Raw genomic sequence first — 16,877 nt, forward strand, 5'->3', positions numbered from 1 at the left:
CGATAGATGGCATCCCTCGCTCAAAAGGAAACGGTCGTAACGCGGTTGCGGGCAAGGCGGAATGCAATTGTCGTGCTGTTGCTCGGTCTGCTTTACGTCGTCTCCTATCTCGACCGTCTGATCCTTACCCTGCTCGTTGACCCGGTCCGGGCCGAATTTTCGGTGAGCGATACCGCCATTGGATTACTCCTTGGTCCCGCATTTGCGATATTTGTCGGTATTTTCTCCATACCTATGGGTTGGCTGGCCGATCGCTTTAATCGAACGCGACTGGTTCTGGCGGCTGTCACAATCTGGTCGAGTGCAACCCTTCTTACGGGATTTGCTCCGAATTTCGAAACGGTGGCGGGGCTCAGGATCGGTGTTGCAATTGCCGAAGCAGCGTTGTTTCCCGTGGCTATTTCGATAATCGCCGATCTCTTTCCGCCCGCACGCAGAGCGGCGGCGACCAGTACGTTTATCGCCTTCGGTGTTTTCGGGGCATTCGGGGCATTTTTCCTTGGCGGCGTCGTTGTCCAGTGGCTAGGCGATTCTCCTGTTTCCTTTCTCGGTTACGTCATGGACCCATGGCGTGCGACCTTTGTAATTGTCGCTGTCCCAGGCCTTGTGATCGCTGCGTTATTAGCCATGGTCGTTCGGGAGGTGCCTCGCCATGCAGTTCAGGGTAAGCAGGCTCCAGGCTCCAAAGATGTTTTCCTGCGACGCTGGGGGCCACTGTTTTTCTGGCTGTTCCTCGCCTCATCCTTTGGGCAAGCAATCGGATTGGGGGTAAGTTCCTGGTTGCCCAGTCTCATGGTCCGTGATTTCGGGATGGATCCCGGTAATGCGGGGATGCTGTTTGGTGTCGCAGGCGTGACCGCAGCTCTGTTTGGTCTTCTGTTCGCACCACGCTTCGCGGGCTATCTGCAAAAGCGGGGTCGTTCAGGCGATCTGCCATTGCTGGCAGCGGGGTCGGTTGCGATCGGCTCCCTAATCCTGCTTGCGGCTTTCTCGGCACAGTCTGTCTACTTGCTCGTCCCGCTCGTAGCTTTGGCATTTTTTTTCATTGTCCCGTCCGGAACATACGCTGTTTTCGCTATCAACTGGACCGTTCCCCGTCACAATACCGGACTGTTCGCAGCCGGCTATACATTGATCAATTCCCTGATTGCCATCGGACTCGGCCCGCTTGTTATCGCGATGGTGTCTGACGCGATTGGCGGCTCATCCCATCTCGCCGAAGGCATGGTCGTTCTGACGATCGGTGCTGGGCTTGGATCAGTGGTGCTCTTCATTCTCACGCATAAATTTTTTGCGCAACTTTGCCGAACCATTTCGGACGAATCACTTTTGTCAAAGGACTTGCTATGACTTCTTCTTCCCCGTCGACCGATGTCGGTGACGCGCTCATCTCTCGTCTCCGCAATATTGGTGCGCGGGTCTGTTTCGGCGTACCGGGCGGCCAGACCATTCCTCTCTATGGTGCTGCCCGGCGCAGTGGATTCAGCCATGTGCTGATGCGCGACGAGCGCAATGCGGCGTGCGCTGCGGACGCCTATGCAAGGGTCACAGGACGGATCGGTGTATGTGATGCCACGGTAGGCCCCGGCGCAACCAACCTGATTTCCGGTCTTGCCGAGGCTTACGCATCGGGAGTGCCCGTGCTGGCTATCGTTGCCGATGTGAAGACCGAAAGGGAGCATCTGCGCCACCGTGGCGTTGCCTCGCAAGCCATGGAACAGCGGGCGTTGATGGAAACGGTCTCCAAACAGGTGGTCCGGGTTCACTCATCCGACTCATTGGGGTCGGCGTTCGATTCCGCCATTCGCGTTGCCGTGACCGGTCGCGCAGGTCCGGTGACGCTGGAGATTCCCGAGGACGTGTTTACCGCGGCGGCGGAACTGGATGAGACAGGAGAAAATTTTCAGGCCGGGACATGGCCGCGTTATGCGACCGATCCGTCGGCCGAATCTGTTGCTCTTGCGGTTGAAGCGTTGGCCGGCGCTGAGCGCCCGATCATCCTGGCTGGCGGTGGCGCGATGTCCAGTCTTTATCGCGACGAAATTACGGCGCTTGCCGAAATGCACAATATCCCGGTCGTAACGTCGATCAACGGCAAGGGTGTGATCGACGAATATCACGCGCTTTCGCGGGGTGTCGTCGGAGTGTTTGGTTCGGTAGCGGCCAGTGTGGCGCTGCAAAAAGCTGATGTCGTTCTGATCCTCGGGTCGAAATTTGCCCAGTTCAACTCGTTTCTCTGGCGGTTGCCGTCACCCGCTCAGCATCTCATCCACGTGGACAGCGATGGCGCAGAACTTGGCCGAGCGATGCCGGTGTCCCAGTCCATTTGTGCGGACGCAGGGCGAACGGCGCTTCATATCCGCGAGGCGATGGGTTCTATTGCGCGTTGCCAGAACTGGCAGGTTGATGCGTCGGAAATTCCAGACCAACCCGGCACGAAAGAGGATGATGACCGGGTGGCGCCGGAAGCGGTGATCGAATTGATTTCCGAAATGGCGGACGAGCAGACGGTCATGGTTTCCGACGCGAGCCTTGCGTCGGGTTGGGCGGCTTCACGTTACCGCGTTCGTGGATCGGGAAGGAAATATCTGGCTCCGCGCGGTCTGGCTGGTATCGGCTGGGCCGGAGGGGCGGCGATCGGTGCAGCTGTGGCGCTACAGGAAGAGCATCCGGAGGCTGGCCATGTCGTTTCGATCTCCGGGGATGGCGCGACATCCTATTGGATCGGCGAAGTTGAAACGGCCGTTCGCCTGCAACTGCCGATCATCTTCGTTATCTTGAACAACGCCGGTTTTGGCTGGATCATGCAGGGCGAGCAAATGCTCGGCATCCAGCCACGGTCGACCTTCGGTTCGGTGGATTTCTCAGCCATGGGTCGGGCAATGGGAACCGCCGCTTTCCGGGCAGAGACCATCGAAGAAGCATCGGAAGCGTTGCAGAGCGCGTGGCAGATCAAAGGGCCGGTAATCATCGAGATCGCCAGTTCCGAAATGGCTTCGCCCAGCGTGGATTTCGGGGCACTCGACCCTTCGGCAGCGTCCGCCTATGGCGCCTACGGAATGGGCTGAAGCAGGCGATGACCAGCAGCGCTCCCGATCATTTTCTGAAACCGATGCAACCTAGGGGCGGCGGCATGCTGATCGCCGATGACAGGGTGGCGATGGATGCGACTGCATTTGCAGAGCAGGTGGCCGGTCTCGCAGCGACCCTGTCGAAAGCGGGGGTAGGCAAAGGCGATGTCGTTGCCGCGATGCTGCCCAACCGTATTGAAATCATCATCGCAATTTATGCCGCCTGGCAGCTCCGGGCGGCGTTCACGCCGATCAATCCGGCTTTGACCGTGAACGAAGCGATGCACCAGCTGAGCGATTCTGCCGCCAAGGTGGTTCTTGTTGACGAAGGATCACGAGCAATTCTTGCCGCTGTCGATATCCCGAAGCTGGACCTCGACAGCTGGACCGGTCTGTCAGGCGACAACAGCGACATTTTTCCCCGGCAGGATGATCTCGCCCTGCTCATTTATACCAGTGGCACCACCGGCAAGCCAAAAGGTGTAATGCTTGATCATGCCAATATCGCAGCAATGACGAGTTCAATCCGGCAGGCCCTGCGTCTCGGCCCGGAGGATCACTCGCTACTTGCGATGCCGCTGTTTCACGTCAATGCCCTGATCGTCAGCGTGCTTTCGCCGCTCGTTGCAGGTGGGTCGGTCCGATTGCTGCCGGGCTTTGACCGGGCAACCTTCTGGGATAATGTTCGGACCTCCGGCGCCACCTATTTTTCCGGCGTACCGGCGATGTTCATCCTGCTTTCCGAACAGGCCGGAGTGATTGATGCTGCGCCTGACCTGCGATTTGCAATCTGTGGTGCGGCCCCGATGCCCGCTCCCGCCATTGCCGCATTCGAAACGCGCTATGGCTTCCCCATTCTCGAAGGTTATGGCCTGACCGAGTCCACCGTCGGCGCGACCCTTAATCCGCTGGACGGACCACGTCGCCCTGGCAGCGTTGGCAAGGCAATGCCGGATATCGAAGTGCGGATTATCGACGAAGACTGCCAGCCTTTGCCGCCAGGCGAACTGGGCGAAGTGGCAATCCGCGGTGGCAATGTGATGCGCGGCTATCTCAATCAACCCGCAGCGACCGCCGAAACCGTCGTCGACGGCTGGCTTCGAACCGGTGATATGGGACAGCTCGACGCCAACGGCTGGCTGACTCTCACCGGTCGGAAGAAAGATCTGATCATCAGGGGTGGTGAAAACATCTATCCGACCGAGGTCGAACATGCGCTGATTGCTACCGGTCTCGTTTCCGATGCCGCGGTCGTCGGTCGACATGATCCGGTGATGGGAGAAGTGCCGGTGGCTTTTATCGTGGCGGGTGAAAGCAAGGAATTGGAAGAATTGGAAGCATTGCTTCCGCACATGCTGGCTGAGCGACTTTCGCGATTCAAGGTGCCAACAGCCTTTCATTTCATCACCGAGATGCCGCGCAATCCTACTGGAAAGATCGACAAGCCGGCACTGCGTGCCCGGCTGGACCAGGCCTTGCAACAACCGGTTCAGGCCAATCAAAAATAAATCAAAGGAGTATGAACATGAAATTTGGACTTTTCGGTGGTGCCGCTCGCGGTGACGAACATTCCGGTGACAGCCAATCCTATCGTGATTTTATTGATTATGTCGTTCGGGCAGATGAACTCGAATTTAAGTCACTGTTTCTTGTAGAACATCATTTCACCGGCATGGGGCAACTCAGTGCCTCCATCACATTGCTCAGCTATCTCGCTGGGTTGACCAAACAGATCCGTTTGGGAACGGGTGTAACCGTTTTGCCCTGGCATAACCCTGTGCTGTTGGCGGAACAGGCTGCTACCGTCGATCTGGTTTCGAACGGCCGATTGGATTTCGGTATTGGCAGAGGATATCGGCCCAATGAATTTCATGGCTTCATGGTCGATCCGGCAACCGCGCAGGAACGTTTTGATGAAGCAATCGCATTGATCCTCAAAAGCTGGACCGAGCAGAAACGATGGTCGCACAAAGGCACGTATTGGCAATATCAGGATGTCGTAGTTGAACCACAACCAGTTCAGCTTCCGCATCCACCAATCTGGGTCGCGGCGCAAAGCGAGGGCTCGGTCCGCAAGGCCGCCGCAAAAGGCCAATCAATGTTGCTCGATCAGTTTAGCGACACGGAAACCATTGGCCGCCGGATTGGCTGGTTCCGCGACGAACAGCGCCAGAATGGCATTGCGGCATTGCCCGGTCAGATAGCCGTAACGCGCGGGTTGCTTCTAGTAGAGAATAATGATCAGCGCGACACCGAGATCAAGCAGAGATTGACCGCGATCGAGGCTCTGGCTGCAACGGCCCGGGTGCCGGGAACCGAAGAAAATGCTCCGGTTGTTGGGTCGAAAATGCTCGACAGCTCACGCGAAGGCACGGAAGCGTCGACGATAATCGGCACCCCGGAGGATTGTATCGCACGTTTGAACGAGCTCGCGGATGTTGGTGTGGACTATGTCTTGCTCAACGACCCGACCGGCGGGCTGGAACGGCTCGAATTCTTTGCCCGTGACGTGATGCCTGCCTTTGCACAGCAGACTGAGGCGAAACCAATGGCAGCAGAGTAAGAGGAATTATTGCTGCGCGCCGGGAAGCAATACGGCGCGCAGCACTTCGCCCCGCTCTAGCATGTCGAGCCCTTCATTGACCTGATCCAATGGCAATGTGCGGCTGACAAATCCGGCAAGATCAAGCTGTCCCTGTTCGGCTAGCCTGACAAAGGCTGGAAAGTCCCTGCGGATATTGGCCGATCCGAACAACGCGCTGGACAAGCGATGTTCGGACAAGAAAAACGGCAAAGCGGCCAGTTCAAATGTTGCCTCTTTCGGCGGCATCCCGATCATAATAATTTCACCGGCCCGACGGGTTACGGCTTGGGCCTGTGTCACTGTTCCCGGGCGACTCACGGCATCGATCGTGACATCCACGCCGTGACCGGCCGTCAGGCGGTTGATGGCACCGACAAGGTCAGGGTCCTTGCTGTCAACCACATGGGTGGCGCCGCGCTGCTGGGCATCGAGGCGTCGCTCCGGCAAAGGATCGACGGCGATGATCGTGGTCGCGCCAGCGATACGTGCGCCGATTATGGAGGAAAGGCCTACAGTTCCGCAGCCGATTACGGCGACCGATCCGCCGACCGGAATGGAAGCCCGGTTCAGCGCTGCTGACAAGCCGGTGGTGACACCGCATCCGATAAGGGAAAGCGATTCCGGCGGCAGATTGGTGTCGACACCGACCAGTGATGCCTGGTTCACCACCATTTCTTCGGCAAATGTTCCCAGACCGAAAAGTCCGGTTGCAACGGAACCGTCGGCCCTGGAAGCGCGGGGCACTGTTCGCACGCTGGATGACAGGGCGCAAATATGTGGCCTGCCGGCGGTACATTGGAGACAGCTGCCACAGCTTGGTGCCGACGAACTTATCACTGTGTCGCCGACGGCAAAGCGGTCTACCGCAACGCCAACGTCCTGCACGATCCCGCTTGCTTCATGGCCCATGATGATCGGTGCACCATAGGCATGATCGCCGCGGCGAATGGCGACATCGGTCTGGCACAGGGATGTTGCTGTAATTTTGACCCGCACATCCTGTGGTCCGAGCGGATGGAGGGAGATGCTCTCGAGAGCCAAGGGATCTCCGGCTTCGGTAAATATGGCGGCTTTAATCGGCGGCATGACACTCATCCCCATTTCGCCGGTACGCTGGTCGGCATGCGATACCACAGGCCGGTAATTTCGGGTGCCGTTTTTGACTCGTCAAGCCGCAAGCGGGGCAGGCGATCGAGCAATGTATTGATTGCTGTGATAAGTTCCATATGCGCTACTTTCGCGCCCATGCAGAAATGCGAACCGGTAGAAAATGCCAGGTTAGCGCGCCGTTCGCGGTGAGGATTATAGGTTTCCGGATCATCGAACTCCGCCGGATCGCGATTGGCAGCCGCGATTCCGGCTTCGACAATCGACCCAGCCGGAATATGAACGCCGCCAACCGTCACATCGCAAGTGGCGAGGCGTGGAGGCGCAACCAGGACGGGGCCGTTCCAACGAAGCAGTTCATCCACAACTGGCGGGACGAGATGACGATTATCATAGAGCTGTTCTAGCAGTTCAGGTCTTTCAAGTAAGGTAACGAGCAATATACCCAAGGTCCGATATGTCGTCCCCGAACCCGCCGGAAGCAGATTGCAAATCAGGCCAAGCAACTGCTTTTCCGTGATCTTGTGCTTTTCACCATCCTCTTCGATTTCACGTTCCAGCAACATGCTGATGACATCGTCTCTCGGTGACCGGCGACGATCATTGATGATCTCGCGCATATAGTCTTCAACAGACAGGCGGGCCGCCCGGGCTTCATCGGGGGTCGCCGCTGCGATCTGCAGCATGGTGGCCCATTCATGGAATTGCGGAATATCTTTCGGTTTAACACCGAGCGTCATGGCGATCACATAGACAGGAAACTCGGCACAATATTCGAAATAGAGGTCAGCCGACCCGCGATCTTCAAAACGATCGATCAATTGATTGAGTCTGGGGGCGACAAAGGCACTCCATTTGCCAAGTCCGTAACGACCGAAGGCCGGCTGGACAAGAGAACGAAATTTGCGATGCTCCGGATCATCGGAGCCCATCAGGGAAACGCTGCCGAAAACATATTCGGTCATCTTGCGGATGCCGGCATTCGAAAAAGTGACATTATCCTTCAGAACCTGTTCGGTCTCGGCATAGCCAACGGTTATGAATCGTTTTGCATCCGGCCATACTTCGGCGGTCGGATCCGGTACGTTGAAATGGTTGAAAAATGACCCGGAATGGACCGGCCCTTCCCGGCGAAGTTCCGCCAGATGGGGGTAAGGATCGGTAACCTGGCCGGCACCTGTGCGGTGGGCCGTGGGTTGCTCCCAAGCAGCCTCACCGACCCCTTTTTCGGTTTTATTTTCGTTTGAATCAATCATTGGGTCTCCGTTCAACATCGGTTTGATCATGGGATCATCACACCTGGGATCGCCGACAGGCGCGAACAAATTTAGCAAAGGCCGCGTGTCGCGAATCCGGCCGACTTAAAAGGCAAGCGTGCCACCGCCATCGACGATGAGCGTTTGGCCGTTGACATAGGAAGCGGCCGGACTGAGCAGATACACAATCGCATTGGCAACTTCCGGGGCAGTGGCAAGCCGGCCAACGGGCGTGCGGGCCAGAACGTCCCGACCATATGCTCCGCCCGTAATGTCGCCAAGACGAGGAGTCATGGTGATTCCGGGCGCGACCGCATTGGCGCGATATTTTCCTGCGCTGGAAACGGCTTGCCACCGTGTAAGCCCCGTTACGGCTGCTTTGCCGGTTGGATACCAGCCGTTATCGGCTGCGCCGCCACGTCCGGAAATAAGCGAAGGCGGGGGACCGCCCGAGGCTACACCGGCCACCGAAGCTACGTTTACAACGCTCGCCTGCTCCGCCGTGGCCGGCAGGCCGGCTTCCCATGCCGCTGTCATGCGCTGGACGCTGCCTGCGGTTTGGGCCAGACCCTCTTCAATCGTTAGGGGCAAGGCACTGGGTGGCCCTGCGTTGTTGACCAGATGACCAATTGGTCCAAAACGTTCGGCAAGCTCGCCGAACATGGCCTCGATCGCATCGGGCTTGCCAGTATCGGCCACCATCGGGTGAAAACGGTCACCCATATCAAGCGCGGACAGCCTCTCGCCGTCAATATCCAGGCCGATTACAGTCAGTCCCTGCGCACAGAGCAAGCGCGCCGTTGCTTCGCCAATGCCGCTGGCCGCGCCGGTGACGATCGCTTGTGCGCCTTTGTCAAAATTCAAAAAATCGGTGGCCATGGTTATCCGCCCTCTCGTTGTTCCGTTGAAATATGTTCAATCGCCTGCGCGAAGGCCTGCGGTTGATCGATTGATATGAAATGGCCAGCCTGGGGTATGACCTGTTGGCGAGCGCCGGGAAGCGAAAGACCCAGGGTCTCGGCGCAGTCTACCGTCGGGCCGGATTCGCCAAACAGGAAAAGCGTCGGGACAGTGATACGGGACAATGTCGTCGCGATCGGGTGATCGCGCAGCGCTGCCATGGCGGCAATCATTGTATCGGCCCCGGCCAGTTGGCGATCGCCATTCCAGCGCGCCAGCAACGCCTCATCAAGCGGGCTTTCGAGTCGGGCCTGCACATAGTCGTGCGTTTGGACGCATTCGCCAAACATGGTTTCAACGACGGGCCATGCCTTGTCCCACCATGCCCGTGTTCGCAACTGCATTTCCGCAAGGACAAGGGCGCGCGCTTCGGAGGGGTTTTTCGCGGCGAAAGCGGCGGCGATAAAGGCTCCAATGGATGTGCCGACAATCGCCGCATCGTGGATACCCAGATGGGCAAGTCCCTCGCGCAGCGCGTCGGCGCTCTCTTCTATGCTGAGTGTCGCGGTAGCCATGCGGGACGCGCCATGCCCCGGCATGTCCCAGCTGATCACCCTGTGATTGTCGGCCAGCAGCGGGATCACGCGGGAGAATTCATGGTGAGAATGGCCGTTACCGTGGAGCAAAATCACTGCTGGTCCGGTGCCCGCCTCCTGAAAGGCGATGGGCCCTTTTGTGGTTGTAACAATCGTCTCCTGAAAATTGGTCATCGGTCTGTCTCCTGGGCTGCCGCCAGTGCTGCGCGTCTTGCAAACAGCATGGAGGGAGCGATTGATGCGCCGGCACCGGGATACCACGGGCCAAATATGCCGCACGCCGCATTGCCCGCTGCGTACAGGCCGGGGATGGCTTCCAATTTGTCATTGAGAGCACGACCGTCGGCATCAGTGCGGATCCCGCCAGCCGTGCCAACATCGCCCGGATAAATGCGAATGGCATAAAAAGGGGGCTGGGAAACCTGACCCAGATTAGGATTCGGTTTCACACTCGGGTCACCATAGAAGCGGCTGATTGCGCGGCTGCCTCGTCCGAAATCCTGATCTGTGCCATCGGCGATCTGGCTGTTGAAACGGGCGACTGAAGTGGTGAGGGCCTCTTGCGGAATATTGATTGCATCCGCCAGTTCGCTGATACTGTTCGCTTGTTTCAGATAGCCGCTTTCCAGCCATCCTTTTGGCGTTACCATTGGGGGCGCCATGCCGAAGGCATATCGGCGCCGATGCCGTTTTTCGAGAATGATCCAGCTGTGATCGACACCCAGTTTGGCATGGTGACGGATCATGGTTTGACCGGTTTCCATATAGGGGCCGGACTCATCCATGTAGCGTTTCCCGTTGATATCGACGATCATCGAATGCGGAAAACACCGGTCCCAGACATGGACCATGGGTCCTGACGGCGTTTTCGTGCCGGGAACCCACCATGATTCTTCCATCATCGCAACCGATGCACCGGCCTTCTCGGCCGCGATGATCCCGTCCCCGGTGTCGCCTTTGGGTGCCATAGTATTATCGGTGCTGACGGGTGCTTGATAGCGAAGCCGCATATCGGGATTGTGGGCGAATCCACCTGTCGTGAGCAGGACGCCGCGACGGGCGCGAACCCGCATGGTTTTGCCGTTACGCCGGATAAGGGCACCGATGACACGCCCTTCGAACAGGATCAGCTCGTCCATCGGGGCGTCGCGCCATATCTCCACACCGGCGTTGCGCGCCGCCAGCAGCAACCGCCCGATCAATGCCTGGCCACGGGTGCGGAGTCTGGCCCCTCTCATCTTCGCGATCGTGGCCCGGAAAAATACCCTGATCGCTATCAATATGGATTCGAAGGACCGAGCGCCGAGCGCCAGCTTGGATACTTCGGGGGAATTGGCGGACGAGAACATCGCGGCTGCGGGCAGCCATTCTGCAGCGGCGCCCAGCTGATTGACATCAAACGGTTTCGCAAAGAGCGTTCGCCCGCATTCGAGCCCGCCAGGAAGTTCGGCGTAATAATCTGACCACCCCCGAGCGTGGCGCAGTTCCAATCCGGCTCTGTTGAGAAAATTGGCGAGCGCACCGCTGTCTTCGATAAATGCATCAATACGGGCTTGGTCAATGGCATCGGGTTCGGGCTTGATGAGCGCGGACAAATAAGCGCGGCCTTCAGACAAACTGTCGCTGACACCGGCTTTTTCGAGAACCGAATTGGCAAGCAACCAAAGTGTTCCGCCCGACAATACGGTCGCGCCGCCCACCCAATTCTCTTTTTCCGAAAGTATGACATCAAGACCCGCTTCACGGGCTGCAAGCGCGCCGACCAGCCCGCCACCGCCAGCCCCGAGCACAAGAAAATCGCATTCTCTGTCCCATTGGGGTGAGGCGGCGGATATTTTTCTGTTTGACATTTCAGCTAAATTATCTAACTAATTATATAAATCAATCCCTAATTGGATGACAAACTTTTTTGAGGCTTCTAATGATGCATGATAGGCACAAATAGTGCAGTTTCTGACTGGGGTAGAAATTTTGATGTTATATTCTGATAGGCTGGGCCTGAATTATTCCACCGTGAATATGGCAATCCTTCGATGAAATCGGGATCAGCCATTCGCGTACCGAAAGCCGCTGAACTGATCGCCGAAGCTTTACGGCGACAGATTGTTACGGGGGAGTTGCGAGAGGGCATGTCACTTCCGACCGAAGCGGAACTAATGGACCGTTTTGATGTGTCACGCCCAACCTTGCGAGAGGCCATTCGTCTGCTCGAATCAGAATCTCTGGTGCGCGTGCAGCGAGGGGCCAAGGGCGGCGTACGCATATGTCTGCCCGGTGATGATGCTGCCGGTCGAGCTCTGGGTTTCTTGCTGCAATTTCGCGGAGCTACGCTCGCTGAGGTGCTCGAGGCACGGGCATTTATCGAACCGCCTCTCGCGGGTCTCCTTGCGGCGCGCGCAACCGATGAAGATATTGCCGCGATGCGTGAACATACCAATTTTGAAGCAGAAAATATCAAGAATTTTGACATTTTCGGTCGGGCAACTGCCGATTTTCACCGTATATTGGTAGAGCGAGCTGGCAACGTGGCGTTGGCCGTTATCGTGAGCATGCTGGAGGATATTTTCCTGCGCCACGTCGATCGTTTTCTCGGCATTGCAAGGAAAGACCAGCTGCGCCTGAACAAGCAGGCACTGGCTAATCATATAGGTCTTACGGATCGCATCGAGGCGGGCGATGCCGAAGCCGCGCAGCTTTGGTGGCAACACCATATGGACACGCTCCGGAAAGTCATCCTGTCCGAGCTTGGCGGGACCACCGTGCTGGATCTTTATTGAACGCGTCGTGGCAGAAGTTACCTGCATCGCCGACGGCTTGGGTTTCCCGGAGGGGCCTATATTTCTTCCGGACGGTAGTCTGCTTGTTGTGGAGATCCAGAACGGGCAACTGACGCGAATTGAACCCGGTGGCGACATGACGGTTATCGCCCAGCTTGGCGGTGGTCCAAATGGCGCAGCTCTGGCTCCCGATGGTCGTGTGATCATTTGCAATAATGGCGGGTTTTCATGGCATCAGGGCGATGGACTAATATTCCCTACCGGCGCAGCGTCAGACTATATATCGGGCTCGATACAGAAGGTGGATTTGGAATCCGGTTCAGTCGAAACCTTGTTGACTCAAGTGGATGGCCGGTCGTTGTCGGGTCCTAATGATCTGGTATTTGATGAATATGGCGGCTTTTATTTTACCGACACGGGCAAGCATTGGGAGACGCATAGTGATAATGGCCGTATCTGCTATGTAAGCGATAGCAATGCGTGGACCGTCGCCAGTCCGCTTGCTGAACCCAACGGTATCGGCCTGTCACCTGATGGAAAGCGGCTCTATGTCTCCGAAACAGCGACCGCGCGATTATGGTGGTGGTATGTTGATGCACCCGGGGTTCTGCGGGGCGGCGAAACATTTTTTGGCTCCGGCGGTGGCAATTTTCTGTTCGGCGAGAGCCGTTATCGTTTGCTTGACAGCCTTGCGATTGAAGCGAGCGGCCATGTCTGCGCCTGCACCCTGCTTGAAGCGGGTGTTTCGATTGTCAATCCCGCCGGTGATCTGGTCGACCGGGTAGATCTCGATGCGGTTGGGCCGGCGATCACCAATATAGCTTTCGGCGGCGCGGATATGCGTGATGCCTATCTGACCGCATCGGCAACCGGATGCGTATATCACATGCGATGGCCCCGATCCGGTCTGCGCCTGAATTAATTTTCGAGACGCTTTCGGTTCATTGCCCCCGGAGCCAGGCTCGACCGCGAATGAATAATTTTGGGAAGGAAAATAGAAAATGTCCGTCGAACATGAAAAGCAATCCGTCGTTTTTATTGGTGGCACACAACGAGAGAACTCCTCCAGCGAAACGGCGTTGCGATATGTTGCCGACCAGATCAAAAGCACCGGCGTTAAGGTGCGCATATTTGATGGAAAGTTTCTTGCAAATTTGCGTCATTATGACCCCTCCTGTTTCTCGCGAACGCCGGTCGAGGATGATTTTATCAATGCAATGAGAGAGTGCAGCGGCGTAGTCGTCGCTACACCGGGCTATCACGGCAGTCTCTCCGGGCCGGTGAAGAATGCGCTCGACTGGACCGAAGATTTGGCAAAGGATGATCCGCCTTATCTCAGTGGCCGGGTTTTCGGTTCGATCGTCACGGCTTATGGATCGCAAGCCTGTGGAACTACGCTTGTTGCGTTGCGATCGATCGCTCATGCGCTGCGCGCTTGGCCGACCCCGATGGGCGCAACCATAAATTCTCTGGTCCAAAAAGTAGCTCTTGATGGAACGGGCGATAGCCAGGCCACAAGCCAGTTGGACGCTCTTTCTTTCCAGATGCTCGATTTCCTTCGGTCTCAGGCTGGCAACAGAGAACTGCTGGTTCCGGCAACCGCCTAAAGAGAAACGGGATTGAATTCTGCGAAGCCTGCCTACTCACTGCTTCCTGAGTTCGTGAGAAAACAAACCATCCACGAGCAGCTATCTGAATCGAACCAAAGACTGCGCCATTGTGAACGACCGCCATCGGGTGGCGATCGCTGATCAAGATATGCGCCGGGATATGGCTGCTGTCGTCCGAATGTAGATATTAATCCCGTTCATCGGACAACGTCGGAATAGGGAGAGCAAAGATGAACAGCGATAACATCCGATCTTTTCAAATCAACATCGCGCAAACAGAGCTTGATGATCTGCAGGCGCGGCTTGCGCTGACCCGCTTTCCGCAAAAGGAAATTGTCGATGATTGGGACCAGGGTATACCCTTGTCCTATGTAAAGGAACTGGCCCGTTATTGGCGAGAGGAATATGACTGGCGGCGATGCGAGCAGCATCTGAACAGACTGCCCAATTATCTGGCGGAGATTGACGGGCTGGATATCCATTTCATCCATATCAGAAGTGACAATCCAGATGCACGCCCGGTATTGATGACCCACGGTTGGCCCGGTTCAATTCTTGAATTTCTCGATGTTATTGAACCACTTAGTCATGATTTTCATCTTGTCATACCTTCCCTGCCCGGCTTCGGGTTTTCCGGCAAACCAGCGCAGAGGGGTTGGGATGTTCCGCAGATTGCGAGGGCATGGCATCATCTGATGACGATGTTGGGCTATGAGCGGTGGTTCGCACAAGGTGGCGACTGGGGCTCTGCAATAACCGAGACAATTGCCCGCCAGAATCTGGGCGGATGCGCCGGCATACATGTCAATATGGTCGCTCCGCCGCCGAATAGTGATGACTGCGAAAACCTGACTGACCGGGAAAAGAAGATGCTCTCGCGCCTGCAATGGTATTATCAAAAGGAGGCTGGATTCTCGATGCAGCAATCGTCGCGGCCGCAGACTTTGGGTTATGGGCTTGCGGACTCACCCGTTGGACAAATGGCGTGGATTATCGAGAAATTTCATGGCTGGTCCGATTGTGCCGATGACAATGGCCTGTCCCATCCGGAACATGTTTTCAGTCGCGATCATTTGCTCGACAATGTCATGATCTACTGGCTGAACAATGCAGCAACCAGCTCCGCCCACCTATATTGGCACAGCTTTGGAAATTTTCAGGTCGATGACTTCAACTTGCCTTTTGGCGCCACGGTTGCGCCATGGGATATTTGTCCTTCGTCTCGGCGATGGGCTGAAAAATGCCGGAAAAACATTGTCTATTGGAACGAACTCGACCGGGGCGGCCATTTTCTGGCGATGGAACGTCCGGATGATTTTGTGAGAGAGATCCGGGATTGTTTTCAAATGATGACTTTGTGACCATTGCGGCCTTTTGTTACAAATGAAACCAGGCTGCAATGGACTCTGCACCGAAAATTTGATGCTAAGGACATAGATCTTCAATGCCTTTCGCGACCCCAGTGGCTGGAAGTGGGCCGATTGCGGACTGTCCGCTATCGGAAGCTGGGTAGTGGAAAGTGGACCTTGGGCAAACGACCCACAATCGGTCATTCGCAGTGTTGACGTTTGATATCCGCTGGGTGCCCAACTGTTGTCATTCCGAAGGCCGACGCACGTTCTTGAAAGCTGCCATTGTCTGAACTCAATGCGGGTAAACCCTCATGTCCGCAACTGGGCGGTAGGCGGAAAGATTTGCTGGAGCTTCGATGCACAATCGGGTTCCCTGGAATTCTGGCGGCGAAGATTTTCTCCTACTAAGCCGGATTGATTACCAGCACCAGCCGTTCCTCACCCGTCCCTTCAATAGGCGGGGAGCGGTGGATGGCTGGCGCTTTTGCCGACCAGAGACGGCCCTTGAACAGAGCAATATCGCCTGCCGCCATCTGTTGGATCTTATGGGGCTCACCACAATCGCAATCCGCTGCATCGTCACCCTCAAGCCATTGCGTGCCTTGGCCCATATAGGTGGTGATGAGCCGCGCCGTGACATAATCGGCGTGGAATTTTTTGCAGGCATTTGTGGTGACGTGCTCCAGCCGGATTTCGACCAAGTCGGTTTCCATGATCCTGGCAAAGCATTTGGCGAGCGCTACAATATCGTTGTGCAGTGCATCTCTGGGACTGCCTTTTCTATGTCCCGCTTCGTCAAGCGCATCGTCGAGCGGGCCATGCAGTTCGTCAATATCTGCGGTAAAACGAATGTCGGCTATGTCATCCAGATTGAGTTCCGATAATCCGGCCGGCAGTTCTCGTTCCCACAGGGCGATGGAAATATCCTCATCCCGGATAGCGTCCAATGCTTCGATATTTCCCGCTGTCAGTACGATCGGACGTTCTTTTGTATCGATGCTCATTCCGCTGGCTCCAGCACAGCCTGGGTCGTTTCCCATGCGGGGAAGGGGTCGGGTAATGCCGACCATCGTTCCGGTGTAAAAGCATCGCTTTCGATCAGGCACGAATCCAGTTCCCTGCATATGCGCGCTTCATCCATGTTGATACCGATAAAAACCAGTTCCTGTCGCCGGTCGCCCCATGTGGGATCCCAGTGTTTCATGACAAATTCTTCGAAGCTTCCGTCTTCGGGCCATTGGTTCTTGGCAACGGCTGCCCACCAGCGGCCCAGGCGCGCTGTGATGGTCTGACTACCGGCCACGGCAAGCTCTCCCAAAAAATCGGGACGCGTAGCCAGCCAAAAATGACCCTTCGCCCGAATTACATGATCCAGGCCATTATTGGTCAGGAAATCATAGAAGCGGGAGGGATGAAAGGGGCGGCGGGCACGGTAGACGAAGCTCTCGACGCCATATTCCTCGGTCTCGGGCCGATGGTTGGCATATCCATATAGTGTCCGTCGTCAGAACATTTGGCACAGATGGCTGCGTAAATTAGCGGAGCATCGGCCTCGTCTTATTGGTTGATATTAGGCGGCTAGCTTGCGGTGTTGCAAGCGCCGATGTTCAATGGTCTTTCGTTT

The 16,877-nt window shown here is 56.5% G+C and carries 16 protein-coding genes; 9 read left to right on the plus strand and 7 right to left on the minus strand.

Translation table 11 applies throughout. The annotated features are described in order from the left end of the window. Window positions 1-6 precede the first annotated feature (6 nt). Genes ACN0VD_RS03285 through ACN0VD_RS03300 form a run of 4 tightly spaced genes read left to right on the plus strand, consistent with a single transcriptional unit; the run spans window position 7 to window position 5,634 of the window. Entirely contained in the window at window positions 7-1,350 is a 1,344-nt protein-coding gene (locus tag ACN0VD_RS03285) for an MFS transporter (protein ID WP_417591567.1), read from the plus strand. Beyond that, the gene (locus ACN0VD_RS03290; protein WP_417591569.1) at window positions 1,347-3,068 is read left to right on the plus strand and encodes a thiamine pyrophosphate-binding protein; all 1,722 of its coding nucleotides are present in this window, start codon (window positions 1,347-1,349) and stop codon (window positions 3,066-3,068) included. The genes ACN0VD_RS03285 and ACN0VD_RS03290 overlap by 4 nt, the downstream gene beginning before the upstream one ends. A gap of 8 nt (window positions 3,069-3,076) precedes the next feature. After that, complete coding sequence (locus ACN0VD_RS03295; RefSeq protein WP_417591571.1) at window positions 3,077-4,579, plus strand: class I adenylate-forming enzyme family protein; 1,503 nt, start codon at window positions 3,077-3,079, stop codon at window positions 4,577-4,579. Window positions 4,580-4,596: 17 nt separating this feature from the next. Beyond that, window positions 4,597-5,634, plus strand: a complete 1,038-nt coding sequence (locus tag ACN0VD_RS03300; protein ID WP_417591573.1) for an LLM class flavin-dependent oxidoreductase — start codon at window positions 4,597-4,599, stop codon at window positions 5,632-5,634. A 6-nt stretch (window positions 5,635-5,640) separates the two neighbouring features. Here ACN0VD_RS03300 and ACN0VD_RS03305 read toward each other — a convergent pair whose 3' ends face one another. The 5 genes from ACN0VD_RS03305 to ACN0VD_RS03325 all read right to left on the minus strand — a co-directional run bounded on the left by ACN0VD_RS03305 (window position 5,641) and on the right by ACN0VD_RS03325 (window position 11,364). After that, complete coding sequence (locus ACN0VD_RS03305; protein WP_417591575.1) at window positions 5,641-6,741, minus strand: zinc-binding dehydrogenase; 1,101 nt, start codon at window positions 6,739-6,741, stop codon at window positions 5,641-5,643. Between the two features lie 5 nt (window positions 6,742-6,746). Next, the gene (locus tag ACN0VD_RS03310; RefSeq protein ID WP_417591577.1) at window positions 6,747-8,018 is read right to left on the minus strand and encodes a cytochrome P450; all 1,272 of its coding nucleotides are present in this window, start codon (window positions 8,016-8,018) and stop codon (window positions 6,747-6,749) included. Window positions 8,019-8,123: 105 nt separating this feature from the next. Further along, window positions 8,124-8,897, minus strand: a complete 774-nt coding sequence (locus ACN0VD_RS03315) for an SDR family NAD(P)-dependent oxidoreductase (RefSeq protein ID WP_417591579.1) — start codon at window positions 8,895-8,897, stop codon at window positions 8,124-8,126. Window positions 8,898-8,899: 2 nt separating this feature from the next. After that, window positions 8,900-9,688: an alpha/beta fold hydrolase gene (locus ACN0VD_RS03320; protein ID WP_417591581.1), complete on the minus strand. Its 789-nt coding sequence runs from the start codon at window positions 9,686-9,688 to the stop codon at window positions 8,900-8,902. After that, window positions 9,685-11,364 (minus strand): FAD-binding protein, encoded by a 1,680-nt coding sequence (locus ACN0VD_RS03325; protein WP_417591583.1) that lies wholly within the window; start codon window positions 11,362-11,364, stop codon window positions 9,685-9,687. Before ACN0VD_RS03325 ends, ACN0VD_RS03320 begins: the two co-directional genes overlap by 4 nt. Window positions 11,365-11,547: 183 nt before the next feature. Here ACN0VD_RS03325 and ACN0VD_RS03330 point away from each other — a divergent pair, with 183 nt between their 5' ends. From ACN0VD_RS03330 to ACN0VD_RS03345, 4 genes are all read left to right on the plus strand, one after another. After that, a complete protein-coding gene (locus tag ACN0VD_RS03330; RefSeq protein ID WP_417591585.1) occupies window positions 11,548-12,291 on the plus strand; it encodes a FadR/GntR family transcriptional regulator in 744 nt (247 codons plus the stop codon). 7 nt (window positions 12,292-12,298) lie between these two features. Further along, window positions 12,299-13,213 carry an SMP-30/gluconolactonase/LRE family protein gene (locus ACN0VD_RS03335; RefSeq protein WP_417591587.1) on the plus strand — a complete coding sequence of 305 codons (915 nt, stop codon included), beginning with the start codon at window positions 12,299-12,301 and terminating at the stop codon, window positions 13,211-13,213. 79 nt (window positions 13,214-13,292) lie between these two features. Beyond that, window positions 13,293-13,898, plus strand: a complete 606-nt coding sequence (locus ACN0VD_RS03340; RefSeq protein WP_417591589.1) for an NADPH-dependent FMN reductase — start codon at window positions 13,293-13,295, stop codon at window positions 13,896-13,898. Window positions 13,899-14,131: 233 nt separating this feature from the next. Continuing rightward, on the plus strand, window positions 14,132-15,262 hold the full coding sequence (locus tag ACN0VD_RS03345; RefSeq protein WP_417591591.1) for an epoxide hydrolase family protein: 1,131 nt from the start codon (window positions 14,132-14,134) through the stop codon (window positions 15,260-15,262). Window positions 15,263-15,657: 395 nt separating this feature from the next. Here the strand turns inward: ACN0VD_RS03345 and ACN0VD_RS03350 are convergent, their stop codons facing one another. Both ACN0VD_RS03350 and ACN0VD_RS03355 read right to left on the minus strand, forming a co-directional pair. Then, a complete protein-coding gene (locus ACN0VD_RS03350) occupies window positions 15,658-16,257 on the minus strand; it encodes a DUF1826 domain-containing protein (RefSeq protein ID WP_417591593.1) in 600 nt (199 codons plus the stop codon). Then, window positions 16,254-16,643, minus strand: a complete 390-nt coding sequence (locus tag ACN0VD_RS03355) for a GTP-binding protein (RefSeq protein ID WP_417591613.1) — start codon at window positions 16,641-16,643, stop codon at window positions 16,254-16,256. Before ACN0VD_RS03355 ends, ACN0VD_RS03350 begins: the two co-directional genes overlap by 4 nt. Between ACN0VD_RS03355 and ACN0VD_RS03360 the strand changes: the two genes are divergently transcribed. Then, on the plus strand, window positions 16,599-16,748 hold the full coding sequence (locus ACN0VD_RS03360; RefSeq protein WP_417591595.1) for a hypothetical protein: 150 nt from the start codon (window positions 16,599-16,601) through the stop codon (window positions 16,746-16,748). The two genes, ACN0VD_RS03355 and ACN0VD_RS03360, sit on opposite strands and share 45 nt — an antisense overlap. Window positions 16,749-16,877: the final 129 nt, after the last annotated feature.

The sequence above is a fragment of the Parasphingorhabdus sp. genome (assembly GCF_048267785.1).
Classification (GTDB): Bacteria; Pseudomonadota; Alphaproteobacteria; order Sphingomonadales; family Sphingomonadaceae; genus Parasphingorhabdus.